The sequence below is a fragment of the Serratia sp. CY43202 genome, assembly GCF_052168755.1.
Taxonomy (GTDB): domain Bacteria; phylum Pseudomonadota; class Gammaproteobacteria; order Enterobacterales; family Enterobacteriaceae; genus Serratia; species Serratia bockelmannii.
In genome coordinates this window covers 298,415-321,043 of sequence record NZ_JBJNMB010000004.1, presented here as the reverse complement: position 1 = coordinate 321,043, position 22,629 = coordinate 298,415, and the positions used below count along the sequence as shown (strand labels likewise).

20 protein-coding genes and 1 tRNA gene are annotated in these 22,629 nt (G+C 58.7%); 12 read left to right on the top strand and 9 right to left on the bottom strand.

The window, feature by feature from the left end:
* The first annotated feature begins 39 nt into the window (after nt 1–39).
* Nucleotides 40–834: an AraC family transcriptional regulator gene (locus tag ACJ8J5_RS10710; RefSeq protein WP_060419560.1), complete on the top strand. Its 795-nt coding sequence runs from the start codon at nt 40–42 to the stop codon at nt 832–834.
* Here the strand turns inward: ACJ8J5_RS10710 and leuA are convergent.
* Nucleotides 791–2,473 carry a 2-isopropylmalate synthase gene (gene leuA / locus ACJ8J5_RS10705; protein WP_149572250.1) on the bottom strand — a complete coding sequence of 561 codons (1,683 nt, stop codon included), beginning with the start codon at nt 2,471–2,473 and terminating at the stop codon, nt 791–793. The two genes, ACJ8J5_RS10710 and leuA, sit on opposite strands and share 44 nt — an antisense overlap.
* A gap of 209 nt (nt 2,474–2,682) precedes the next feature.
* Between leuA and ACJ8J5_RS10700 the strand changes: the two genes are divergently transcribed.
* Nucleotides 2,683–3,060, top strand: a complete 378-nt coding sequence (locus ACJ8J5_RS10700; protein ID WP_414104611.1) for a MysB family protein — start codon at nt 2,683–2,685, stop codon at nt 3,058–3,060.
* A gap of 33 nt (nt 3,061–3,093) precedes the next feature.
* Nucleotides 3,094–3,639 (top strand): GNAT family N-acetyltransferase, encoded by a 546-nt coding sequence (locus tag ACJ8J5_RS10695; RefSeq protein WP_414104610.1) that lies wholly within the window; start codon nt 3,094–3,096, stop codon nt 3,637–3,639.
* A 6-nt stretch (nt 3,640–3,645) separates the two neighbouring features.
* On the opposite strand, the gene ACJ8J5_RS10690 is transcribed toward ACJ8J5_RS10695, so the two are convergent.
* The 3 genes from ACJ8J5_RS10690 to ACJ8J5_RS10680 all read right to left on the bottom strand — a co-directional run bounded on the left by ACJ8J5_RS10690 (nt 3,646) and on the right by ACJ8J5_RS10680 (nt 8,174).
* Nucleotides 3,646–3,843: a YceK/YidQ family lipoprotein gene (locus tag ACJ8J5_RS10690; RefSeq protein ID WP_414104647.1), complete on the bottom strand. Its 198-nt coding sequence runs from the start codon at nt 3,841–3,843 to the stop codon at nt 3,646–3,648.
* A 211-nt stretch (nt 3,844–4,054) separates the two neighbouring features.
* A complete protein-coding gene (gene mdoH, locus ACJ8J5_RS10685; RefSeq protein WP_084826418.1) occupies nt 4,055–6,613 on the bottom strand; it encodes a glucans biosynthesis glucosyltransferase MdoH in 2,559 nt (852 codons plus the stop codon).
* The gene (locus tag ACJ8J5_RS10680; protein WP_170310507.1) at nt 6,606–8,174 is read right to left on the bottom strand and encodes a glucan biosynthesis protein G; all 1,569 of its coding nucleotides are present in this window, start codon (nt 8,172–8,174) and stop codon (nt 6,606–6,608) included. Before ACJ8J5_RS10680 ends, mdoH begins: the two co-directional genes overlap by 8 nt.
* A gap of 259 nt (nt 8,175–8,433) precedes the next feature.
* On the opposite strand from ACJ8J5_RS10680, the gene mdoC reads away from it, so the two are divergent.
* From mdoC to ACJ8J5_RS10660, 4 genes are all read left to right on the top strand, one after another.
* A complete protein-coding gene (mdoC, locus tag ACJ8J5_RS10675) occupies nt 8,434–9,564 on the top strand; it encodes a glucans biosynthesis protein MdoC (protein ID WP_060419569.1) in 1,131 nt (376 codons plus the stop codon).
* Nucleotides 9,565–9,868: 304 nt separating this feature from the next.
* The gene (locus tag ACJ8J5_RS10670) at nt 9,869–10,093 is read left to right on the top strand and encodes a hypothetical protein (RefSeq protein WP_060440221.1); all 225 of its coding nucleotides are present in this window, start codon (nt 9,869–9,871) and stop codon (nt 10,091–10,093) included.
* A 283-nt stretch (nt 10,094–10,376) separates the two neighbouring features.
* Nucleotides 10,377–12,098 (top strand): potassium/proton antiporter, encoded by a 1,722-nt coding sequence (locus ACJ8J5_RS10665; protein ID WP_015377414.1) that lies wholly within the window; start codon nt 10,377–10,379, stop codon nt 12,096–12,098.
* A gap of 248 nt (nt 12,099–12,346) precedes the next feature.
* The gene (locus tag ACJ8J5_RS10660) at nt 12,347–12,475 is read left to right on the top strand and encodes a hypothetical protein (protein ID WP_016928228.1); all 129 of its coding nucleotides are present in this window, start codon (nt 12,347–12,349) and stop codon (nt 12,473–12,475) included.
* Nucleotides 12,476–12,537: 62 nt separating this feature from the next.
* On the opposite strand, the gene ACJ8J5_RS10655 is transcribed toward ACJ8J5_RS10660, so the two are convergent.
* The 5 genes from ACJ8J5_RS10655 to cho form a co-directional block, all read right to left on the bottom strand.
* Nucleotides 12,538–12,669 carry a hypothetical protein gene (locus ACJ8J5_RS10655; RefSeq protein ID WP_256376330.1) on the bottom strand — a complete coding sequence of 44 codons (132 nt, stop codon included), beginning with the start codon at nt 12,667–12,669 and terminating at the stop codon, nt 12,538–12,540.
* 69 nt (nt 12,670–12,738) lie between these two features.
* The gene (locus tag ACJ8J5_RS10650; RefSeq protein ID WP_043141770.1) at nt 12,739–13,242 is read right to left on the bottom strand and encodes a YlaC family protein; all 504 of its coding nucleotides are present in this window, start codon (nt 13,240–13,242) and stop codon (nt 12,739–12,741) included.
* A 123-nt stretch (nt 13,243–13,365) separates the two neighbouring features.
* Nucleotides 13,366–13,665: a sigma-S stabilization anti-adapter protein IraP gene (locus tag ACJ8J5_RS10645; RefSeq protein ID WP_025302380.1), complete on the bottom strand. Its 300-nt coding sequence runs from the start codon at nt 13,663–13,665 to the stop codon at nt 13,366–13,368.
* A 184-nt stretch (nt 13,666–13,849) separates the two neighbouring features.
* A tRNA-OTHER gene (locus ACJ8J5_RS10640) sits at nt 13,850–13,946 on the bottom strand.
* Between the two features lie 112 nt (nt 13,947–14,058).
* Nucleotides 14,059–14,907 carry an excinuclease Cho gene (gene cho, locus ACJ8J5_RS10635; protein WP_049205152.1) on the bottom strand — a complete coding sequence of 283 codons (849 nt, stop codon included), beginning with the start codon at nt 14,905–14,907 and terminating at the stop codon, nt 14,059–14,061.
* A gap of 216 nt (nt 14,908–15,123) precedes the next feature.
* On the opposite strand from cho, the gene ACJ8J5_RS10630 reads away from it, so the two are divergent.
* The 5 genes from ACJ8J5_RS10630 (at nt 15,124) to ACJ8J5_RS10610 (ending at nt 22,576) form a co-directional block, all read left to right on the top strand.
* Nucleotides 15,124–16,329 carry an efflux RND transporter periplasmic adaptor subunit gene (locus ACJ8J5_RS10630; RefSeq protein WP_080271250.1) on the top strand — a complete coding sequence of 402 codons (1,206 nt, stop codon included), beginning with the start codon at nt 15,124–15,126 and terminating at the stop codon, nt 16,327–16,329.
* The gene (locus tag ACJ8J5_RS10625) at nt 16,326–18,263 is read left to right on the top strand and encodes a MacB family efflux pump subunit (protein WP_043141772.1); all 1,938 of its coding nucleotides are present in this window, start codon (nt 16,326–16,328) and stop codon (nt 18,261–18,263) included. The genes ACJ8J5_RS10630 and ACJ8J5_RS10625 overlap by 4 nt, the downstream gene beginning before the upstream one ends.
* 3 nt (nt 18,264–18,266) lie before the next feature.
* Nucleotides 18,267–19,634, top strand: a complete 1,368-nt coding sequence (locus ACJ8J5_RS10620) for a TolC family protein (protein ID WP_060447416.1) — start codon at nt 18,267–18,269, stop codon at nt 19,632–19,634.
* A gap of 414 nt (nt 19,635–20,048) precedes the next feature.
* A complete protein-coding gene (gene proP, locus ACJ8J5_RS10615) occupies nt 20,049–21,551 on the top strand; it encodes a glycine betaine/L-proline transporter ProP (RefSeq protein ID WP_025302375.1) in 1,503 nt (500 codons plus the stop codon).
* A gap of 98 nt (nt 21,552–21,649) precedes the next feature.
* Complete coding sequence (locus tag ACJ8J5_RS10610; protein WP_025302374.1) at nt 21,650–22,576, top strand: LysR family transcriptional regulator; 927 nt, start codon at nt 21,650–21,652, stop codon at nt 22,574–22,576.
* Nucleotides 22,577–22,629 lie beyond the last annotated feature (53 nt).

Here is a 22,629-nt window from a genome sequence, read left to right as displayed (position 1 = left end):
GCTGTCATCCCCCTTTTTGCCGCGCGGAGGCCGCTAACGATGCTGCTGTTTCATGACGTTCTGCCGGCCGATCAGCCCGTCCGGCCGTTGGCCAAGGATTATCGCCACGGCGACAGCGAGCCGGATCACTACCATAACTGCGCGCAGCTGATTCACAGCCTGAGCGGCGTAGTGCAGGTCACGACCCGGCTCGGCAGTTGGGTGGTGCCACCCGGCCGCGGCGTCTGGGTACCGGCGAAAATGATGCACAGCCTGCGCATCACCGGCCAGGTGGCGGCCAGGACGCTGTTTGTCGATCCGTTGGCGCGCGCCGATCTGCCGGCCCAATGCCAGGTGGTGCAGGTTTCGCCGCTGTTGCGCGAGTTGATTATCTGTGCAATGGAGATTGCGCCCGGCTATCCAAGCGGCGGGCGCGATGAGCGCGTGATGGAACTGATCCTGGATGAGTTGAGAATGCTGCCGATCCTGCCACTGCACCTGCCCGAACCGCGTGAGGCCTCACTGCTTGCCTTGTGCCGCCATATTCAGGCCACGCTGGCGCAGCCCTGGACGCTGGAACAGGCGGCCGCTCAGCTCAGCGTCAGCGGACGCACCCTGTCGCGGCGCTTCCAGCGAGAAACCGGGCTGCATTTTAGTGATTGGGTGCGGCGCGCCCGTTTGCTGGCGGCGTTGAACGCGCTGGCGACCGGCCGCTCGGTGTTGGAAGTGGCGCTGGATCTTGGCTATGACAGCCCCAGCGCGTTCAGCGCCATGTTCCGCCGGTTATTGGGGGTCGCGCCCAGCGACTATTTCAGCCGGACCGCGCCGACGACAGATAGCGCCCGGCAACGTTAAACAGCGCCTGCAGTGAGGCGCTGGCGGAGTCAACGTCGATGCCAACGCCGTAGGTCGCCTCACCTTGCGGCAGCGCACAGCGGATATAGGCCACCGCTCGGCTATCACTCTGATGCCCCAGCGTGTGCTCGTGGTAATCCTCGATCGCCAGCGGCAAGCCGAAGCGCTGACGCAGCGCATCCACCGCGCTGGAAAGCAGACCGTTGCCGGCCCCCTGCAGACGCAGTGTCTCTCCCTCGCAGGCAACTCGCGCGTTGAAGCTGTAGGCCTCTACCCCATGACTTTCCGTCTGGTAGCTCAACAGCTGCAAGCACGGCTGCTCCACCAACCCATAGGTGTCGCGGAATAAGCGCCACAGCTGTGCGCCGCTCATTTCCTTCCCGCTGCCGTCGGTCGCACGCTGCACCACCTGGCTGAAATCAATCTGCAAACCGCGCGGCAACGCGAGCCCATGATTTTGTTCCAGTAGCCAGGCAGCCCCGCTTTTACCGGACTGGCTGTTGACCCGGATCACCGCCTCATAGCTGCAGCCGACATCGGCAGGATCGAGCGGCAGGTAAGGCACTTGCCACCAGCCATCTTGTCGCAGCCGTTGCGCGGCGAAACCTTTTTTGATCGCATCCTGATGCGAACCGGAGAAGGCGGTAAACACCAGCTCACCGGCATAAGGATGGCGAGGATGCACCGGCAGCTGATTGCACTGCTCCACCACTTCCACCACCTGTTTCAGGCGGCTGAAGTCCAGGCCCGGCGCCACGCCCTGGGTATAGAAATTCAACGCCAGCGTGACCAGATCGACGTTGCCGGTACGCTCTCCGTTGCCGAACAGGCAGCCTTCGACCCGATCGGCACCGGCCAGCAGCGCCAGCTCCGCGCAGGCCACGCCGGTACCGCGATCGTTATGCGGATGTACGCTGATCGCCACATCGGCGCGACGGCTGAAGTGACGGCAGAACCACTCAATCTGATCGGCATACACATTGGGCGTACTCACCTCCACCGTCGCCGGCAGATTGATGATCATCGGCCGCTGCGGCCCCGGTTGCCACACCTCCGCCACCGCCTCGCAGATCTCCAGCGCGAACTCTAATTCAGTAAAACAGAAGGTTTCCGGCGAATACTCGAAGCACCAGGCGGTATCGGGCTGAGCCTCGCAATGCCGGCGAATGCGCCGCGCGCCGTTCACCGCCAGCGCCACGGTTGCGGCCTTATCCTGACGGAACACGATGTCGCGAAACATCGGCGCCGTGGCGTTGTACAGATGCACGATTGCCCGTGGTGCCCCCAGCAGCGCCTCGAAGGTACGATCGATCAGATCGTCTCGCGACTGCGTCAGCACCTGAATCGTGACGTCGTGCGGGATCAGTTGCTCGTCGATCAGCGTGCGCACAAAATCGAAATCCGTTTGCGACGCCGAAGGGAAAGCCACCTCAATCTCTTTGAAACCGCACTGCAACAACAATTGATAGAATTCGCGCTTGCGCGCGTTATCCATCGGCTCCGCCAGCGCCTGGTTGCCGTCGCGCAGATCGCTGGAGCACCAGCGCGGCGCCTGCCGCAGGGTACGCGAAGGCCACTGACGATCCGGTAATGTCACCGGCGGGAACGGTCGGTATTTGCTTGAAGGGTCGATTAACATGGGCTTCTCCTGGCAACTGAGTGAACGATAGCGCCATTATTTCCCGCCATCGCCTCCTCTTCTCCCGCTTTGCGGACAACCGTCGTCGCAAAGCGGACAACAAAAAAATTTGCATCCTGCGCCAGTGAGACAACAATTAGTTTTGACGTTTATCCCACCGCACCGGCAATGCGCCGGGCGCTCTACTCTCATTGTCAACGGAGGCGAACATGAGCCTGTATGCAACCCTGGAAGAAGCCATCGAGGCCGCACGTGAAGAGTTTATCGACACCGCCGAAGGCGGCGGCGATGACGAACCGCCGGTGCCGCAGCAGTTCAATCTGCAAAAGTACGTGATGCAGGATGGCGACACGATGTGGCAGGCCGAGTTCTTCGAAGAAGAAGGCGAAACGGTGGAATGCCTGCCGCTGCGCAGCGGTGCGGCGGCGCAGGCGATATTCGACGGTGACTACGACGAGGTGGAGATCACCGCCGAGTGGATAGACGAAAATACCCTGTACGAATGGGAAGAAGGCGACTTCCAGCTCGAGCCGCCGCTGGATACCGAAGAAGGCCAGACCGCGGCCGATGAATGGGATGAACGTTAACCCGCACCACGTTTTTATCGCCAAGGAGGCAGTATGATTATCCGCCGGGCCCGCCCTACCGACTACCCCGCCATTTTACAGCTGCAGGGGGAAAACGTGCCGGAAGCGCTCGACGAGCGCCACAAACGGCAGGGATTTATCGTATCGCGCATGAATGAGGCGCAGCTGACGGCGATCAACCGCGGCATCGGCATACTAGTGGCCGAACAGGAGAACCAACTGGCCGGGTTCGTTTGCCTGATGCCCGCCGACGTGCAACCGCGGCCGCCGGTGGTGGATGCGATGCTGGCGACGCTCGCCACGCAGTCCTTCGCCGGGCGGGCGCTGAGTGAGCAGCGGGTGTTTCTCTACGGCCCGGTTTGCCTCGACGCCGCCTGGCGCGGCAAAGGCGTGCTGAAACGCCTCTACGCCGCCGTCAAAGCGCACACCAGTCATGACTACGACGTGGGCGCGCTGTTTATCGACGACGACAATCCGCATTCGTTGGCCGCTCATGTGCAAGGGTTGGGCATGACGGCGCTGGTGCCTTTCCATTGTGGGCAGAAAGGCTATCAGCTGGTGGTGTTCGCCACCCGCTGAGCAGGTTTATTCATAGGGGCCGTGCTGCGCATCGAACGGTAGCATAAAGGTGTCCACCACCATCGACAGCGGCACATCTATCACCGTGACATAACGCCAGGACGTATCGCGCAAATCCCACTGCACGCCGGGATAGTACTGGTGGCCATGCCCCGCACCGGGCACGGTGCGGCTGATGATGCTGCCGCAACCGGTTAAGACCATCACGCCGGCCGCCACGCAGGCCAGCCGAAGGTAGGAAGAGAGCTTCACGACATTGACTCTGAGCAAAGGGTTGTTTCGCGAGTGAACAACGCATCGGCCGCAGTCTACCACAGTTCCCTTTCTCCACCGGTACCGGCGCGCGTAAGCAAAAGGTAAAAAAAACGGGGAACGCGCCATGCGCATTCCCCGTCTGAGCGTTACCGTTCAGCGATTAACGTCGGCCCGTTGGGTGTGCCAGCGGGTTGTGCGGCAACTGCTGATAGTGCTCACGCCAGGCAGCGCCTTCCGGCAACAGCCAGACGCGCTGGTGCAGACGAGCCAGCGTGACCGGATCGCTCAGCAGCTCCAGACGTTTGCCCTTCACCAGCTTCTCCGGCCCCAGCTGCAGCGCTTCGTTCACCCGCTCCTCGCGGTTGCGATCGAGGGTAGCGCGCAGATGGTGACGCGCCGTCGCCAACGCCGTCGCCAGCGCGTTGAAGGACGGGTTGACCACCGCATGCATAAAGCCGTTGGTCAGCGCGCGGTTGCGGTTGAGATGCAGGTACTCTTCCGTCGCCAGCAACTCGCGCGGCGGGTTGTACTCTTCCGGGATCAGGAACAGCTTGGCGCGTTTGCTCTTCATGCCCAGCGTCGCGCGGCTCGACAGCACCGACACGAACGGCGACAGGATCAGCGAGAACACGATCGGCGCCAACCACCACAGGAAGCGCAGATCCAGCCACGCCATGCCGCCGGCCCACACCAGGCCCAACAACATCTGCGAACCATGGCGGCGGAACGCTTCGCCCCAAGGCGTATCGTCATCGTCACGCTGCGGCGAATTCCACACCACTTCCCAACCGAGGAAGGCGCTCACCACGAACACGGTATGGAACAGCATGCGCACCGGCGCCAGCAGCACCGAGAACAGCATTTCCATCAGCATCGAAATGAACAGACGGAACGCCCCGCCGTACTCTTTCGCACCCTTGGCCCAGATCAGCACGATGCTGAGCAGCTTCGGCAGGAACAGCAGCACCAGCGTGGTGGAGAACAGCGCTATCGCCAGCTCGGGCCGCCACTGCGGCCAGACCGGGAACAGCTGCCGCGGCTGCAGGAAGTATTGCGGCTCCATCAGGGTGTGCACCACCTGCAATGCGGTGGAGAGCGCCAGGAACATGAACCACAGCGGCGCCGACAGGTAGGACATGACGCCGGTCAGGAACACCGCGCGGTGCACCGGGTGCATGCCTTTCACCAGGAACAGGCGGAAGTTCATCAGGTTGCCGTGGCACCAGCGACGGTCGCGTTTCAGCTCGTCCAGCAGGTTTGGCGGCAGCTCTTCGTAACTGCCCGGCAGATCGTAAGCGATCCACACGCCCCAGCCGGCGCGGCGCATCAGCGCCGCTTCAACGAAGTCGTGCGACAAGATTGAACCGGCGAAGGAACCCTCGCCCGGCAGCGGCGCCAGCGCACAGTGCTCGATAAACGGCTTCACGCGGATGATGGCGTTATGGCCCCAGTAGTGCGACTCGCCCAGCTGCCAGAAATGCAGGCCGGCGGTAAACAGCGGCCCGTAAACGCGGGTAGCGAACTGCTGCACGCGCGCATACAGGGTATCCATACCGGACGCCTTCGGCGCGGACTGGATGATGCCGGCGTTCGGGTTGGCTTCCATCAAACGCACCAGCCCGGTGAGGCATTCGCCGCTCATCACGCTGTCGGCGTCCAGGATCACCATGTAGCTGTACTCACCGCCCCAACGACGGCAGAAGTCGTCGATGTTGCCGCTCTTGCGTTTTACGCGACGACGGCGGCGGCGATAGAAGATGCGGCCGTGGCCGTCGACATCGCGGCACAGCTCCATCCACGCCTTTTGCTCCGCCACGCAGATGTCCGGATCGTAGCTGTCGCTCAGCACGTAGATATCGAAGTGTTCCAGCTGACCGGTGGCGGCAACGGACTCATAGGTCGCACGCAGGCCGGCGAACACGCGTTCGACGTCTTCGTTACAGATCGGCATGATCAGCGCGGTGCGGTGTGCCGGGTTGATCGGCTCATCGCCCTTGATGGTGGAGGAAATACTGTATTTGTCTTTACCGATCAGCAGCTGCAGGAAGCCCATCAGCGCGGTCCAGAAACCGGCCGAGACCCAGCAGAACAGTACGGCGAACAGGATCAGAATGCCGGTTTGCAGCACATAAGGCAGCAGCTGCAGCACCGACTGCATCAGATCCTGATCCAGCATGGCGATAGGATCGATCAGCGCCCAGCCCTGATAAGGCAAGATGGTTTTCATATACCAGGTGGCGATGCCGGTCTGCACCAGCATCAGCACCAGCAGCACATAGCGGCGCATGGAACCGACAACGCGCCAGCGGTTCTCGGCCTCGGCCTCCTCTTTGGTGGCGTGCCGATTGTGCGGCGAACGCCCCAGCAGAGAATCCCAGAAGCGCGCCACCGGGTTGGTACGCCAGGCTTCCGGGAACATGGTGGTTCGTTTGATCGGCGGCGTCGCCTTCAGAATGGCGCGCCCTTCGGCGTCGGTGTCGAAATCGTCATCGCTGACCGCATCCGGCCAGGCGCTTTCGATGCGCGGTTTGACCGAGGCCAACGCCACGTCATCCGCCGACAGGCTGTTGACGTTGGCGTCGGCGGCGCCCATCTGCCGATGGAGCGCCTCCAGTGCCTGAGCGTCATCCGCCGTGTGAGGGTTGAGCGCCTCCGACCGCTCGGCGGTCAGAGGCAGCGCCGCAAGATAATCCTGGGCGGGTTGAGTAGGCTTATTCATTGGCAGGTAGCTGATAGCTCCAGGTTTCCGACAGAGTCTTATCGCCATTGACCAGCGCTGCGCGCATTTCTACCGGCTTCTTGTCGTCTTTTACTTTCAGACGTACCGTCAGGCGCCAGCCTTTGGTCACTGGGTTATAGCGGACGTTGTTTTCTACCATTTCACCGTTGTCGCCGATGCTGATCTGAGAAGCGACTGGAGTGTTGGCGTCCAGCCCTTTCAGCACCGGGCCGACGAAGTCGACCAGGAAGGCCACGCTGCCGTCAGGCTCGCGAATCAGGTTGGACTGCTTCACGTCACCGGTCGAACGCATGGTCCGCGCCACATAGGCGATGTCTTGCGAATGCAGTTTGTCTTCGTCGCGGGTGAAGTTCAGACGGTAGCTCAGCGTCAGCGGCTTTTTGGCTTCCGGCAGCGTATCCGGTGTCCAGAACGCCACGATATTGTCGTTGGTTTCATCCGCCGTCGGGATCTCCACCAGCTCGACCTTGCCTTTACCCCAGTCGCCCTTCGGTTCGATCCAGGCGCTCGGGCGCAGATCGTAACGATCGTCCAGATCTTCGTAATCCTTGAAGTTGCGGCCGCGCTGCAGCAGACCGAAGCCTTTCGGGTTCTCGACGGTATAGGTGCTGACGGACAGGTGTTTAGGATTGTTCAGCGGGCGCCAGATCCACTCGCCGTTGCCGGCATGGATAGACAGACCGTTGGAGTCGTGCAACGCCGGGCGATAGTTCAGCGTCGGCGATGGCTGGTTCGGCCCGAACAGGTACATGCTGGTCAGCGGCGCCAGGCCCAGTTTGCCCACCTTGTCGCGCAGGAACACTTTAGACTCGACGTCCACGGTGGTGTCGCGGCCCGGGATCACCGTGAAACGGTAAGCGCCGGTGGCGCGCGGGGAATCCAGCAACGCGTAGATCACCAGGTGTTTGTCGCCCTGCTTCGGACGCTCAACCCAGAATTCGCGGAAACGCGGGAACTCTTCGCCAGATGGCAAAGCGGTATCGATAGCCAGGCCGCGAGCGGAAAGCCCGTAAACCTGCCCTTTACCCACCACGCGGAAATAGCTCGCGCCCAGCAGGCTCATGATCTCATCGTTTTTGTCGGCGCTGTTGATCGGGTAGATCACCTTGAAGCCGGCAAAGCCGAGGTTTTTCACCGATTCAGGGTCGTGTTTGACCGAACCGAAGTTGAAGTAATCCGGGCTGTACTTGATCTGTTTTACGCTGGTGGAGGTGACTTCATTGATTTTCACCGGCGTGTCGAAGTACATCCCCTGATGATAAAACTCAAGCTTGAAAGGGGTTTTCAGCTTGCTCCAATAGGCTTTATCGTGATTGAACTGAATCTGCTGATAGTCTGCGAACTTCATCTCGCGGAACTGAGAAGGAAGGTTGCTCTTCGGGGCTTCGAAACCTTTCGCGGCCAGATCCTGCGCCTGCTTGGCCACATCATCAATAGAAAAGGCCCATGCCGGCGAACTGAACAGCGTGAACAATACGGTAGCACCTAACCAACGAACGCTCGCGGCGCGTGGTTGTCCGGATAATATATTAACTAGCACATCCCCCCCTATTCGTGTGCTCAAATCATTTAAATCCATATTAATGGATTACTCAGCTTTCCGACAACATGATAAATGGATGGTTCATGTTTACGGCTCATTGTTTAAGCAGCTGATGGAACACCAGCGTAGCAAGCCGCGCAACAAGACGCTATGGAAAAATGCGGGGGGCTATAGTAGGGTTTCGGATAACAATTTAACGTTTGACGACTTATTAAGCGTGTTAATGAGCACCCGATTAAATCACCAGCGGTAATCTATGACTAAAGGCAGCAAACAGCGCGAGTTTTTCCTCGATTCGATCCGAGCCTATTTGATGTTGCTCGGGATTCCGTTTCACCTCTCCCTGATTTATTCCAGCCATGCCTGGGCGGTGAACAGCGCGTCCCCCTCCTTCTCGCTCACGGTGCTGAACGACTTCATCCACGCTTTCCGCATGCAGGTGTTCTTCGTGATATCCGGCTACTTCTCCTACATGCTTTACGAGCGCTACGAGCGCCACCAGTGGCTGAAGGTCAGGCTGGAGCGGGTGGCGATCCCGCTGTTAAGCTCCATCCCGCTAATTACGGTGCCGCAGTTTTTCATGCTGAAATATTTCACCGATAAATTAAACGGCTGGGATGAATTTTCTCTCTATCAGAAAATAAATGTAACAGTTTGGGAATTGGTTTCTCATCTGTGGTTCTTATTGACGCTGTCGTTGTTAACCTGTGCCTGCTTTTATCTGTTCCGTAAAATCAAGCGTCAAACTCGTGAGCATATTCCGGCGTTAATAAACAGACTGCGCGGATTAGGAAACATCTCACTGTGTTTCTTTATTTATGCGGTATGCTATTCGGCCGCGCACCGTATTATTTTAATTGTCGCGCCGCAGCTATTATCCAACGGCCTGTTCAATTTCGTGGTGATGGAGACGATGTTCTACCTGCCGTTCTTCATCCTCGGCGCTTATGCGTTTAAGTACGTGTGGCTTAAGGAGATTTTTCTGCGTCGCTCGCCGCTGGCGCTGCTCGGCTCGCTGCTGCTGTTTATCGCATATATGCTGAATCAAAAGCTGTTGGCGCACAGCAGCTATATGTTCGAACTGGAAGTGGTGATCAAAACCCTAATGGGGATCCTGATGACCAACGTGGTGTTCTCTTTCGGGCATAACCTGCTGAATTATCACTCGCCGCGCATCACCTATCTGGTCAATGCCTCACTGTTTATATATCTGGTGCACCACCCGTTGACCCTGATATATGGCGCTTTCGTGACGCCTTATATCGGCAACAACCTGTTGGGATTCTTGCTGGGCCTGCTGTTTGTGTTCTCGCTGGCCTTCGCTTTATATGAACTGCACAAACGTATTCCGGTGCTGCGCTTCTTGTTCTCCGGTAAGCCGCAATAACCTTGCGCCCCTGCAAACCCGATCGTTTGCAGGGGTTTCCTGTCATCTTGCCGTCGTGCAAAAAGCCTATACTGGTGGTTTGCATGCAAAGCACACATTGCTCAGCCTGGCGCCGTCCGTTAGGGCAAAGTGATACGGCTGAATACATACCCTAATCGTTATAACTGCGATGCATAAGTAGAAATCCGGATCCCTGCCTTACGGTAGTGATTGGGCTCAACACCCCCGAAGGGCTGCGCGATCGTTTAATTCATTCGATGGCGTTAGCTGCATCTCCCTTCCGTCACGACAGAGAGGATTTTGAATGACTGATAAGAAGACCCCGGCTCAGGAAGCCGAAGTGGAAAACGCCACCCTGCTGAAGATCCTCGGCAGGCTGCTGTCCGCGCTGGACGCCTCAATCAGCGGCAAAGAACGCAGCATTTTGGTCACTGAACTCTCCAACTTCAATCTCGACGGCATTTCCGAAACGGAAAGCAAGTTGGCCAGCGAGCTGATCAAACGGGCGCTGGAATCGCTCGACCACTAACCCTACCGCGCCTGCAAACCATTAAGCCTGCCTGCGCGGGCTTAATGGTTTTTCCCTCAGCCACGATCGGCCATTGTTGCCAAAGCCGAAATACAGCAGCCTGATAATGTTGGATAAAAGGCAGGATTCTCTCTCTTCTCCTCACTTTCTTCGGTTAATCACACCAAAGGGCAATAATTGATCGGTTGTTTTCGCAATCAGCCTTGGCGTTTTACCCACTAAACACGCTATCATCGACACACGCGCAGTGCCCCCTATCCCCCAGCCTCAGGAGAACGATATTTTGGATGCCAGCACCATTAACAGTTTGTTCGTCATCGGTGCCGTGCTGGTGGGGGCAAGCATTCTGCTCAGCTCATTTTCTTCCCGGCTCGGCATTCCGATCCTGGTGATCTTCCTGGCGATCGGCATGTTGGCCGGCGTCGACGGCCCCGGCGGCATCGTCTTCAGCAATTATCCGGTCGCTTATCTGGTCAGTAACCTCGCGTTGGCGGTGATCCTGCTCGACGGCGGCATGCGCACCCGGGTCAGTTCGTTCCGCGTGGCACTGTGGCCAGCACTGTCTCTCGCCACCGTCGGCGTGGTGATCACCGCCGGCCTAACCGGCATGGCCGCCGCCTGGCTGTTCAACCTCGATCTGCTGCAGGGCTTGCTGATCGGTGCCATCATCGGTTCCACCGACGCCGCCGCAGTCTTCTCGTTGCTGGGCGGCAAAGGGTTGAACGAACGCGTCAGCGCTACGCTGGAGATCGAATCCGGCAGCAACGATCCGATGGCGGTATTTCTCACCATCACGCTGATTGCGATGATCGCCGCCGGGGAAACCGCGCTAAGCTGGACCTTCCCGCTGCATCTGATGCAGCAGTTCGGCATGGGCATCGTCTTCGGTCTCGGCGGCGGCTGGCTGCTGCTGACGCTGATCAACCACATCAAGCTGGCGGACGGTCTCTACCCGCTGCTGGCGGTGAGCGGCGGCATTCTTATTTTCGCGCTGACTACCGCGCTGGACGGCAGCGGCATTCTGGCGGTGTACCTGTGCGGTCTGCTGCTGGGCAACCGTCCAATCCGCAACCGTCACGGCATCGTGCAAACCTTCGATGGCCTGGCCTGGCTCAGCCAGATCGGCATGTTCCTGGTGCTCGGTCTGCTGCTCAACCCGCATGAGCTGCTGCCGATCGCCATCCCTGCCCTGCTGCTGTCGCTGTGGATGATCCTGTTCGCGCGCCCGCTGTCGGTGTTTATCGGTTTGCTGCCGTTCCGCAGCTTTACCCTGCGCGAACGCGGCTTTATTTCCTGGGTTGGCCTGCGCGGCGCGGTGCCGGTGATCCTGGCGGTGTTCCCGATGATGGCCGGGCTGCCCAACGCCCAACTGTTCTTTAACGTGGCGTTCTTCGTGGTGCTGGTTTCCCTGCTACTGCAAGGCACCACGCTGTCATTCGCCGCCAAAAAGGCCAAGGTGATCGTGCCGCCGGCGCTGACGCCGATCTCCCGCGTTGGGCTGGACGTACACCCGGAAAACCAGTGGGAACAATTCGTTTATCAGCTTTCGGCGGAAAACTGGTGCGTCGGTGCTGCGCTGCGTGAACTGAAAATGCCGCCTAATACCCGCATCGCCGCCCTGTTCCGCGGCAAAGAGCTGTTGCACCCTAGCGGCAGTACCCGGCTGCGCGAGAACGATATTTTGTGCGTCATCGGCCATGAGCACGACCTGCCGATCCTCGGCAAGCTCTTTAGCCAGGCACCGGCAGTGACGCTCGACGAGCGCTTCTTCGGCGACTTTATCCTGCAATCCGACGCCCGTTTGAGCGACATCTCACAGGTTTATGGCCTCAACCTGCAAGACGACGTGGACGAGCAGCAGACGCTGGGGCAGTTCGTCATTCAGCTGATCGGCGGCGAACCGGTGATCGGCGACCAGGTGGAGTGGGACGGCCTGACCTGGACCATTGCAGAAATGGACGGCAATCAAGTCAGCAAGATAGGCGTCAGGATCGTGACCGACTGACGCTGCCGCACAGCGGCGCTATCAGATGAGGGAACTTCTGGCCTTAAGAACGTTCTTAATCACTATCACGATGTATGCGATTCGGTGCCGCTGAATTATATCCCTTTGATATAAAAACTTAACAGCGGCGCCCACAGGGATTAAGGGTGTGAACGGCAAGACTCGATTTCTTTCGGTGATGATGCTCATGGCGCTGGGTGTAGCGGCAGCCGATCTCAGCATCGCCGGTTTGGTCCATAGACTTTTAATTGGATAATTTTAACGTGACGCAGCAGGAACAAGAAAAAGACATTCTGGGGAAAATACTGGTGACGGTGTCCGCGCTTTGCCTGATTCTGGTGGCGGCGTTCCTGATCTGGGGATTCGTGCTGGATTGATGCCACGCGACGCTCAGACATAAAAAAAACCGCCGCGGCGGTTTTTTTTATGGGTCAGGCGATCAGATCTTGCAACCTTCGCAGTCCGCTTCGTCTTCGAGGATTTCAGGGACCTCTTTTACCTTCTGCGCCGCTTTTTCTTCGGCTTTCGCCAGTTCGGCATCGATATCAAAATCGAAAATATCATCACTCATCGCTTGGTCCTTATTCTGCTTCATGTTCAAACGCTGAGTATAATCGACAAGCCGCCGGCCGGAAACCTTTCAGTTTGCCGCCGCCAGCTGCGGTGGCTCATCCTGCGGCTTTTTTCCGTATGCCATATCGTACACGTCGTAGAAGTCGATTTCGCCCTTGTTGCCGATGATGACTCGCATCTTCTGTTTCAGCGCGGCGCCGATGGAGGGCTCATCCAGCAATTGCTGCACCGCATAAGGCGACAGCGCGCGGGTGAAGTACCATTCGCCATTGTAGCAAACCCGCAGATCCAGCACCCCGATGTCCTCGAAACGGTACACCGGCCGGATCTCGATCAGCAGCATGGCGAACATGAACAGCACGAAGGCGGTGAAGCCCAGGAAGGCATACACCCCCATGTACGGCACCTGATACATCACGGCGATCACCGCGAAGTAACCGGCGAACATGGCAAGGCACAAATAGCGGTGAGTACGGGCGAATTCGCTGTTGAAGCGCGGCTTGCCGTCACGCCCTTCGCGCCGATTGATCTGCTCAATCTCTTTAACCAAGATGCTTTTAATCGCGTCCATCGTTACAACCTTATGCTGGAAACAGCATTGCCATCAAATCTCGCTGCTAAAAGTAACACAAGTACAGTTTTGCCGGGTAGATCAGTTAGCCAACTTAATGACGGCAACTGTTATAGTTCGGCTTCAGCGCGGCTGAGCGGCCTTGCCTTGCGCAAACATGAACATGCGCTGGGCCACATCGTCGGCCTGCTTGATTTTCTGCTTTTGCGGTTCGTTGCTGCGTTGAATGGCGCGGGCGTAGGCGATTTCATGGGCCTGATCGATCATCGCGATGATCCGATCACGTTCGGTCTTCTCCATATTGCCTAACATGGTAGTGATAATCGCCTGATAAGCGTTGGACGCGGCGGTCAGCGCTTTCTCTCTCGCCTCGAGGGCGGCGACGCGTTGCAAGAGTTCCTGCAGTTGATCGGAGTGAGACATATCGACCTCCTGTTGCCGGGCAGCAAGCCTGCCTGATTACAGTTTAGCAAAGGATCGAAAGAGAAAGAGGAAGGAAAGCCAGCGGTTACGGTAAAGCACACCCGAAAATCCCAACGAGGAGCCGATAGTGCAAATCAACCCGGGTGCGCTTTACGGTAAGCGCGATGAGACGAAGAAAGAAAGCTGGCGCGCTATGCAGGACTCGAACCCGCGTCTATCAATTTTCAAGCCAAAACAAGCCATTATAAAACCAATCACTCTGCCAACTGAGTTAATAGCGCGTTCCTTCGCTTCGGGGCGCCATTATCCATAACAACATTATGGATTCAAGTTTTTTTAGCATAATGCCCTGACTTTACGGATAAATCTTAGGTTATCACCAGCATGATGGCCTTACGGCAGCTCAATAATCGGGTAATCGCCAGCGATGAGCGGCTTGCACAAAATCTTGTAGCCATCGCTGTCGAAATGGCTGGCCGCGCTCTGTAGCTGCTCCGCCTGCGCCAGATCGCCGACCGAGCCCAGATAAAACCAATTGTGGATCACATGGTACTGACGCAGCGTCTCGCCCTGCTCCTCCAGCGCCACGCGCCCGGCGAACGGCCAACAGGCGATGCGCAACTGCTCAAGCGCCGCGCCGAGCCGCAGCGCATGCTCCTGCGCCGACTCCACGCCACAGCAGGCGCCCGCGCACTTGCGCAGGCTGTAGCGGAAACAGGCTCGCCCTGCCGGCAGCTTGTCGATCCCCAGCTTGCCGTAACATAAACGATGCTCATCGGCGATGGCGCGCAGCTTTTCCAGCGCGGCGTGGCGATTGGCAAACAGCCCGTAGAGGTGGGGCGTGACGGCGAAGTCGATCTCTTTGGCGTGAGCAATCGTCACCGCATCTGCCTGCAAGCGCAGCGCGCACAGCTGTTTCGAACGCCGCAGACGTTTGTTGAACAGCGGCTGTTGCTGTTTGATCAATTGCGCCTCCAGCAGCAATGCCCCCAACTCGCCTGCGGTCTCGATAAAGCTGATGCGCCGGGTTTGGCGCAGCATTTTAGCCTCGTCCTGCGCGCGGAAGTGCGCCATCACCCGGCTGCGTATATTGACGCTTTTACCGATGTAAAGCGGCAGGCTCTCGCTTTGACCGTGAAACACATACACACCCGGCCCTTTGGGCAACGGCGCCAGGCAGGCGCGCAGGTGCTCCGGGTATTGGTAAATGTCGAGTTCTGGCTCGAGGCGGTTTGGCATCATGGCGGTGGTGTTATCCTGCTGATGAATGAATACTGGTTTTTTACCCAGTATAACGCCCAACGCAGCCGGTTGCACACGTGGTGGATAATAACTCGCCGTGATCTTTAGCGGGAAAGCCTTTACTATCCCCTTTCCAGCGGGAAAGCGCCTCACGTTTAGCGCCAGTTCAAGCTGGCGCTGCCATGATGGCAGACTAGAACCGCCGCTTTTATCGTTATGGAAAACCTGGGTATGTCATCACTGAAACTCCCCTCCCGCCGTCTGGCGTTGATCGCCGCCATCGTTTTCATCGCCGTCGCCGTCGCGCTGGCCATTTTTTGGCAACGCCCGCCTCAACAGGATTACGTTACCGCGCCGGCCCGCCTGGGCGATATCGAAAACGCCGTGCTGGCCACCGGGCGGCTGGATGCCATCGAACGCGTCAACGTCGGCGCCCGCGTCTCCGGCGAAGTCAAATCGCTGAAGGTCAAGCTGGGCGATCGCGTCACTAAAGGGCAACCGATCGCCGACATCGACGATCTGCAACAGCGCAACGATCTGCGCAACGCCGAGGCAGCGCTGAACGTAGTCAAAGCCAATATGTTAGCCAAACAGGCCTTGCTGAAACAGGCGGAGTCGCGTTTTAAACGCCAGCGCCGCATGCTGAACGACGAAGCCAGTTCGCGGGAAGACTTCGAGACCGCCGAAGCCTCGCTCGCCACCACTCGCGCCGATCTGCAGGCGCTCAATGCGCAGTTGGTGCAATCGCAGATCGAAGTCGAAAAGAAAAAAATCGATCTGGGCTATACCCGCGTGGTTGCGCCGATGGACGGCATTGTTATCGCCGTGGTCACGCAGCAGGGACAAACGGTCAACTCCAGCCAAAGTGCACCGACCATCGTCAAGCTGGCGCGGCTGGATATGATGACCATCAAGGCGCAGATCTCCGAAGCCGACATCACCCGCATTTCGCCGGGACAAAAGGCGTACTTCACTATTTTCTCCGATCCGGATAAGCGGTACGACGCCACGCTGCGCACCATCGAGCTGGCACCGGAATCGGTGATGAAAGACGACTCGCTCGCCGGGACCAGCTCTGCTTCCGGCTCCGGCACCTCGAACGCCTCGGTCTATTACAACGCGCTGCTGGACGTGCCCAACCCGGAAAACCGCCTGCGCATCGCCATGACCGCGCAGGTGTCCTTGCTGCTCGGCGACGCGAAGAACACCCTGCTGGTGCCGATCCAGGCGGTGCATAAAATCGATGGCCAAGAGCAGCAGGTGCAGGTGCTGACCCAAGACCAGCGGCTGGAAACGCGCAAAGTGACCACCGGCATCACCAACAACGTCGACATTCAGATCCTCAGCGGCCTGAAAGCCGGTGAAACCGTGGTGCTGTCGCAGCCCGCCGCCAAATCGGCTGAGGATGGCATCTTCCTGTGAACGCGATCATCGAACTAAAAGGCATCAGCCGAACCTACACCAACGGCGGCCAGGCGCTGACGGTATTGAAAGACATCGATCTGACCATCGCCGCCGGCGAGCTGGTGGCGATCATCGGCGCCTCCGGTTCCGGCAAATCGACGCTGATGAACATCATGGGCTGCCTCGACGTGCCGGATCGCGGCGACTACTACATCAGCGGCCAGAACGCCGCCCACCTGTCGCCGGACGAACTGGCCCGCCTGCGCCGCGAGCATATCGGCTTTATTTTCCAGCGTTACCACCTGATGCCCGATCTCAGCGCGCTGGGCAATGTCGAAATCCCGGCTATCTACGCCAACGCCCGGCGCGATCAGCGGCGGCAGCGGGCGGCGCAATTGCTGGCGCGGTTGGGGCTTGAGGGACGCGAAGACCACAAACCCGGCCAGCTTTCCGGCGGCCAGCAGCAGCGCGTCAGCATCGCCCGTTCGCTGATCAACGGCGGTGAGATCATCCTGGCGGACGAACCGACCGGCGCGCTGGACACCCAATCCGGCCAGGAAGTGCTGGCGATCCTGAGCGAACTGAATCAGCGCGGCCACACCGTGGTGATCGTCACCCACGATATGAAAGTGGCGCAACATGCGCAGCGCGTCATCGAACTGCAAGACGGCAAGATCATCGCTGACAGTGGCCGCAAGTCGGCGCCCGGCGCATCGCTGCCGCCGCCGAACCGCAGCCGGCAAAGCGGCTGGCAACGCCTGATCGACCGCACTCGCGAATCGCTGCACATGGCGTTGAAGGCGATGAACGCTCATCGTCTGCGCACCGCGCTGACCATGACCGGCATCATCTTCGGCATCGCCGCCGTGGTCACGGTAGTGGCGCTGGGCGAAGGCGCCAAACAGCGCACGCTGGAAAACCTCAAAGATCTCGGCACGAATGTGGTAAGCATCTATCCGGGCCGCGATTTCTTCGACGACGCCATCGACAGCATCCGCACCCTGGTGCCGGCCGATGCCGACGCGCTGGCACAGCAAAGCTTCGTCGACAGCGTCAGCCCGGAAGTAGACGCCTCCGACAGCATCCGTTTTCGCAGCAAGTCCGCCACTGCCTCGATCACCGGCGTCGGGCGCGACTATTTCCGCGTTAACGGCGTCGAGCTGTTACAAGGCGTGACTTTCCGCGACGATCGTAATGCGCTGCAGGAAGTGATCATCGACGACAATGCGCGCCAGGCGCTGTTCGGCGATTTCGGCGTCGAGCCGCTCGGCCAGATCGTGTTTCTCGGCTCGGTGCCGGCCCGGGTGATCGGTGTGGCTAAAAGCAATCGCAATTACGCGCCCAATCGCATCACTGTATGGATGCCCTACAGCACTGTCATGTATCGCATGGTAGGCAAACCGACGCTCAGCGGCATCACCGTTCGCCTAAAGGACAATGTCGCCAGCGAATCGGCCGTCACCGCTATCACACAGCTGTTGACCCAGCGCCACGGCGTAAAAGATTTCCGTTTGTACAACTTCGATAAAATCCGAAAGTCCATCGAACGCACGTCAATGACTTTTAGCCTGCTGATCCTGATGGTGGCATCAATCGCGCTGGTGATCGGCAGCCTGGGGGTGATGAACATCATGCTGGTCTCGGTGACCGAACGCACCCACGAAATCGGCGTGCGCATGGCGGTCGGCGCGCGGCGCAGCGACATCATGCAACAGTTCATGATAGAGGCGGTGCTGGTCTGTCTGATCGGCGGCGCATTGGGCATCGCGCTGTCGTTCGCCGCCGGGTCGCTGTTCACCTCGCTGGCGGGCGGTATGTTCACCGCCATCTATTCCTGGCAAGCTGCCGCGACGGCGTTTTTCTGTTCAACTTTAATCGGCATGATCTTCGGTTATCTCCCCGCCCGTAAAGCGGCAAGGATGGATCCGGTCGTTTCATTGGCCAGCGAGTAACCCATGAAAATTTTATCTCCCCTGGCGCTAAGCCTCGTCGCCTTGCTCACCGCCGGCTGCGGCAACGCCCTGAAAAGCGACTACCGGGCGCCGCAGGTCAACTATCCGACGAGCTGGCAGCACGACGCCCACAACGCCGCGCCCACGCCGTTCGACTGGCGCGATTTCCACGATCCTGAGCTCGATCGCTGGCTGCAACAGGTGATGGCGAGCAATAACGATCTGGCCGCCGCCGTACTGCGCGTTTACCGCGCGCAGCTCGAGGCGGAACGCGTCGGCATCAGCACCGCGCCCGGCATCAGCGCCTCATTAGGCAGCGGTATCAATCGCCCGCTGTCCGAGTCCTCCGCGTGGAATAAAACCAGCAACGCGTCGCTCACCACCAGCTATGAAGTCGATCTGTGGGGCAAGCTGGCGCGCCAGCGCGACGCCGCCGAGTGGAGCAGCCAGGCTTCCGTGCAGGATCTGCAGGCGGCGCGCCTGAAACTGTTGGCCGACGCCGCCACCAACTACTGGCGCATCGGTTTTCTCAATCAACAAATCAGCGTCAGCCAGGCGAGCATCGCCTATGCCAAAACGACGCTGCGGCTGGCCAACGCCCGTTATCAGGCCGGCAGCATCTCGGCGCTGGACGTAGTGAACGCGGAACAAAACTTGCTGGCGCAGGAACGCAGCCTGCTGGCGTTACAACACGATCGTCAACAGGCGCTGAACGAGCAGGCGGTGCTGCTGGGCGCGCCATCAGGCCAGGCCACCATCGCGCCCGTGCGCCTGCCGACGACGGCGATGCCGCAGATCAACACCGGCATTCCCGCTAGCGTCCTGAGCCGTCGCCCGGATCTCAGCGCTCAAGAGCTGCGGTTGCGCGCCGCCCTGGCCAACGTCGATGAAAAACGTCTGCAATACTATCCTGCGTTCAGCCTGACCGGTTCACTGGGCGCCAGCAGCAGCGCGCTGCTGGAATTCCTGCGCAACCCGACGGGCAGCCTCGGCGCCGGCCTGACGCTGCCGTTCCTGCAGTGGCGGCAAATGGGCGTGGAGATCAAGATCGCCCGCAACGATTATGAACAGCAAGTTCTGGCCTTCAAGCAGGCGCTGTACAAAGCGATGGGCGATGTGAACAACGCGCTGTCACTGCGCACGCAGCTGCTGGCGCAGGAGACGCAGTTGCGCGCCTCATTGGCGTTGGCGCGTAAATCGGAACGGCTGAACGAGGTGCGTTACCGACAGGGCGCCGTCACCATTACCGACTGGCTGAATGCTCAGGAACAACGCCGTCAGGCGGAACTGTCGGTGGATGAAAACCGCTTCGCGCAGTACCAGAATCTGGCGAAAATCTATCTCGAATTCGGCGGTTCATCGGTACCTTAATCCAAACTGCCTGGCCAGTGGGTCAGGCGTTTTTTTGACGGCAAACACATCAATTTTTCCTGTTTTATCTCCCGTACTCTCTATACTTAAAACATGAGCAATTAGACGAAAAATCGTCAAATCGCACATTTATTAGACCATTCTCGCACCAAATCGGTGCAAACACTTAAGTTAAACTGCTGGATTTGATCGCCGCAAGATATAACGTTAAGCTATAGATGCAAAATAATTAGTCACCTAAATGACATAACCTCGGCATAAACGACGGTATTTTGTGATCCACATCCCAACTTAAATGTGGATAATGAATCGTCTTGAACCGCGATTCGATTAGCCGATTTGATAACTCGAAAACAACAGTGAACGGAGATTACGCTTTCACGAACAACGAATAATTCATTAAGGGATGATTATATGAAGTTAAGAAAAAAACGACATAAACCGATGCACATTAACGACATCACCATCATCGATGACAGCAAACTCAAGAAGGCGATCACCGCGGCGGCCCTGGGTAACGCGATGGAGTGGTTCGACTTCGGCGTATACGGCTTTGTCGCCTATGCGCTTGGCCAGGTCTTCTTCCCCGGCGCCTCTCCCGGCGTGCAAATGATCGCCGCACTGGCAACCTTCTCCGTGCCCTTCCTGGTGCGTCCACTCGGCGGTCTGTTCTTTGGTGCCATGGGCGATAAGTTCGGTCGCCAGAAGGTTCTCTCGGTCACCATTATCATTATGGCGGTCAGCACCTTCTGTATCGGCCTGATCCCGTCCTATGCATCGATCGGCATCTGGGCCCCGATCCTGCTGCTGCTGGCCAAACTGGCGCAGGGCTTCTCCGTCGGCGGTGAATATTCCGGTGCGGCGATCTTCGTCGCCGAATACTCGCCGGACCGCAAACGCGGCTTTATGGGTAGCTGGCTGGACTTCGGCTCCATCGCCGGCTTTGTGATGGGCGCAGGTGTAGTGGTGCTGATCTCCAGCATCGTCGGCGAAGCCAACTTCCTCGACTGGGGCTGGCGTATCCCGTTCTTCATCGCCGCGCCGCTCGGCCTGATCGGCCTCTACCTGCGCCATGCGCTGGAAGAAACCCCGGCGTTCCAGCAGCACGTGGACAAGATGGAGAAAGAGGATCGCAACGCCATCGAAAATCCGCCAAAGACCTCGTTCAAAGAGATCGCGGCCAAACACTGGAAAAGTTTGCTGGTGTGTGTCGGTATCGTGATTTCCACCAACGTGACCTATTACATGCTGCTGACTTACATGCCGAGCTACCTGTCGCATAACCTGCACTACTCGGAAGATCACGGCGTTCTGATCATCATCGCCATCATGATCGGCATGCTGTTCGTGCAACCGGTGATCGGCCTGACCAGTGACCGCATCGGCCGTAAGCCGTTCATTATCGGTGGCAGCATCGGCCTGTTGGCGTTGGCGATCCCGTGCTTCATTCTGATCAACAGCAACGTCATCGGCCTGATTTTCGTCGGCCTGCTGGTGCTGGCGGTGCTGCTCAACTCCTTCACTGGGGTGATGGCCTCCATCCTGCCGGCGATGTTCCCGACGCACATCCGTTACAGCGCGCTGGCGATTTCGTTCAACATTTCGGTACTGATCGCCGGTGCGACGCCGACCGTTGCCGCCTGGCTGGTGGAAGCGACCGGCAACCTGTACATGCCGGCCTACTACCTGATGGTCGTTGCAGTGATCGGTCTTATCACCGGTCTGTACATGAAAGAAACCGCCAACAAGCCGCTGCGCGGCGCGACGCCGGCCGCCTCTGACCGCTCCGAGGCAAAAGAGCTGCTGCAGGAAACCTACGACAACATCGAACAGAAAGTCGAGGACATCAACGCGCAGATCGCCGAACTGGAAAAGAAAAAACAGATCCTGATCGACCAGCACCCCAAACTGGACTGATTCGCTCTGACAAGCAAAAAACCACCCATCCGGGTGGTTTTTTTGCCTGCCGTGCAGAGAGTGGTAACTTGACCCGGCGGATGCCGAAGGAGAGATGAATGAATCAGTTTCAGGAGATGGCGACCTATATCGCCGTGGTCGAGGCCGCCAACATCAGCGCCGCCGCCCGCCGCTTGGGCACCACCAAGTCGGTGGTCAGCAGACGCATCCAGCAGTTGGAGACGCGCCTTGGGACTGTGCTGTTCGAACGCGGGAAAACGCTTGGGCTGACCGACGCCGGCCACCTGTTCTATCAGCGCGCCGTTCTCATATTAAGCGAAGTGAGCGATGCCGAAGAGTCGGTGCGAACACTGCACGGCCAACTGCAGGGCCCGCTGCGGTTAACCGCGCCGATGGCGTTCAGCATCCGCTATCTGGCACCGCTGTTATCCACCTTTATGGCACAGTACCCGAGCCTCAATCTGGACGTGGAGTACAGCGATCGCCTGGCCAATCTGAATCAGGAGAATTTCGATGTCGCCATCCGTATCGGCCCCTTGGCGGATTCCGACCTGATCGCGCAGCGCATCTGCGCCAACCGCCATTTGATTTGCGCCAGCCCAGCCTATCTTGCCCAGAAAGGCACGCCGATGCACCCGCAACACCTGCAACAGCACCAGGGGTTGCTGTATATTCAGCGCGAACCGACCGGCATGCTGCAGCTCCCCATCGAGGGCGAAATCCGGTCGTTTCGTATCGGTAAACGGCTGCGCACCGATAACGCTTTTCACCTGTTGGCGGCGGCTAAAGCCGGTTTGGGCCTCGCCATCCTGCCCGCATTTATCGCCGCCGACGCGATACGCGCGGGGGAACTGCGCATTGTGTTGGCCGCCTATTCACCCGACGGCGGCGACATTTCCGCCGTCTATCGCCGTTCAAAACGCGCATCCCCCAAGATCAAGGCGCTGGTGGACTTTCTGAGTGAACACATTGGCCATACGCCCAGTTGGGAAACCGCACTCTCCTCTTTCCTGACGTCAACCTGAAAGGTTCGCAGAACGCGAACCCGAGGTTCGAATTTCGCCTGCTTGTTGCTTGT

Coding starts and splice junctions, on each gene's coding strand:
- ACJ8J5_RS10710 (WP_060419560.1), top strand. CDS start 40: ATGCTGCTGTTTCATGACGTTCTGCCGGCCGATCAGCCCGTCCGGCCG.
- leuA (WP_149572250.1), bottom strand. CDS start 2,473: ATGTTAATCGACCCTTCAAGCAAATACCGACCGTTCCCGCCGGTGACA.
- ACJ8J5_RS10700 (WP_414104611.1), top strand. CDS start 2,683: ATGAGCCTGTATGCAACCCTGGAAGAAGCCATCGAGGCCGCACGTGAA.
- ACJ8J5_RS10695 (WP_414104610.1), top strand. CDS start 3,094: ATGATTATCCGCCGGGCCCGCCCTACCGACTACCCCGCCATTTTACAG.
- ACJ8J5_RS10690 (WP_414104647.1), bottom strand. CDS start 3,843: ATGGTCTTAACCGGTTGCGGCAGCATCATCAGCCGCACCGTGCCCGGT.
- mdoH (WP_084826418.1), bottom strand. CDS start 6,613: ATGAATAAGCCTACTCAACCCGCCCAGGATTATCTTGCGGCGCTGCCT.
- mdoC (WP_060419569.1), top strand. CDS start 8,434: ATGACTAAAGGCAGCAAACAGCGCGAGTTTTTCCTCGATTCGATCCGA.
- ACJ8J5_RS10670 (WP_060440221.1), top strand. CDS start 9,869: ATGACTGATAAGAAGACCCCGGCTCAGGAAGCCGAAGTGGAAAACGCC.
- ACJ8J5_RS10655 (WP_256376330.1), bottom strand. CDS start 12,669: ATGAGTGATGATATTTTCGATTTTGATATCGATGCCGAACTGGCGAAA.
- ACJ8J5_RS10650 (WP_043141770.1), bottom strand. CDS start 13,242: ATGGACGCGATTAAAAGCATCTTGGTTAAAGAGATTGAGCAGATCAAT.
- ACJ8J5_RS10645 (WP_025302380.1), bottom strand. CDS start 13,665: ATGTCTCACTCCGATCAACTGCAGGAACTCTTGCAACGCGTCGCCGCC.
- cho (WP_049205152.1), bottom strand. CDS start 14,907: ATGATGCCAAACCGCCTCGAGCCAGAACTCGACATTTACCAATACCCG.
- ACJ8J5_RS10630 (WP_080271250.1), top strand. CDS start 15,124: ATGGAAAACCTGGGTATGTCATCACTGAAACTCCCCTCCCGCCGTCTG.
- ACJ8J5_RS10620 (WP_060447416.1), top strand. CDS start 18,267: ATGAAAATTTTATCTCCCCTGGCGCTAAGCCTCGTCGCCTTGCTCACC.
- proP (WP_025302375.1), top strand. CDS start 20,049: ATGAAGTTAAGAAAAAAACGACATAAACCGATGCACATTAACGACATC.
- ACJ8J5_RS10610 (WP_025302374.1), top strand. CDS start 21,650: ATGAATCAGTTTCAGGAGATGGCGACCTATATCGCCGTGGTCGAGGCC.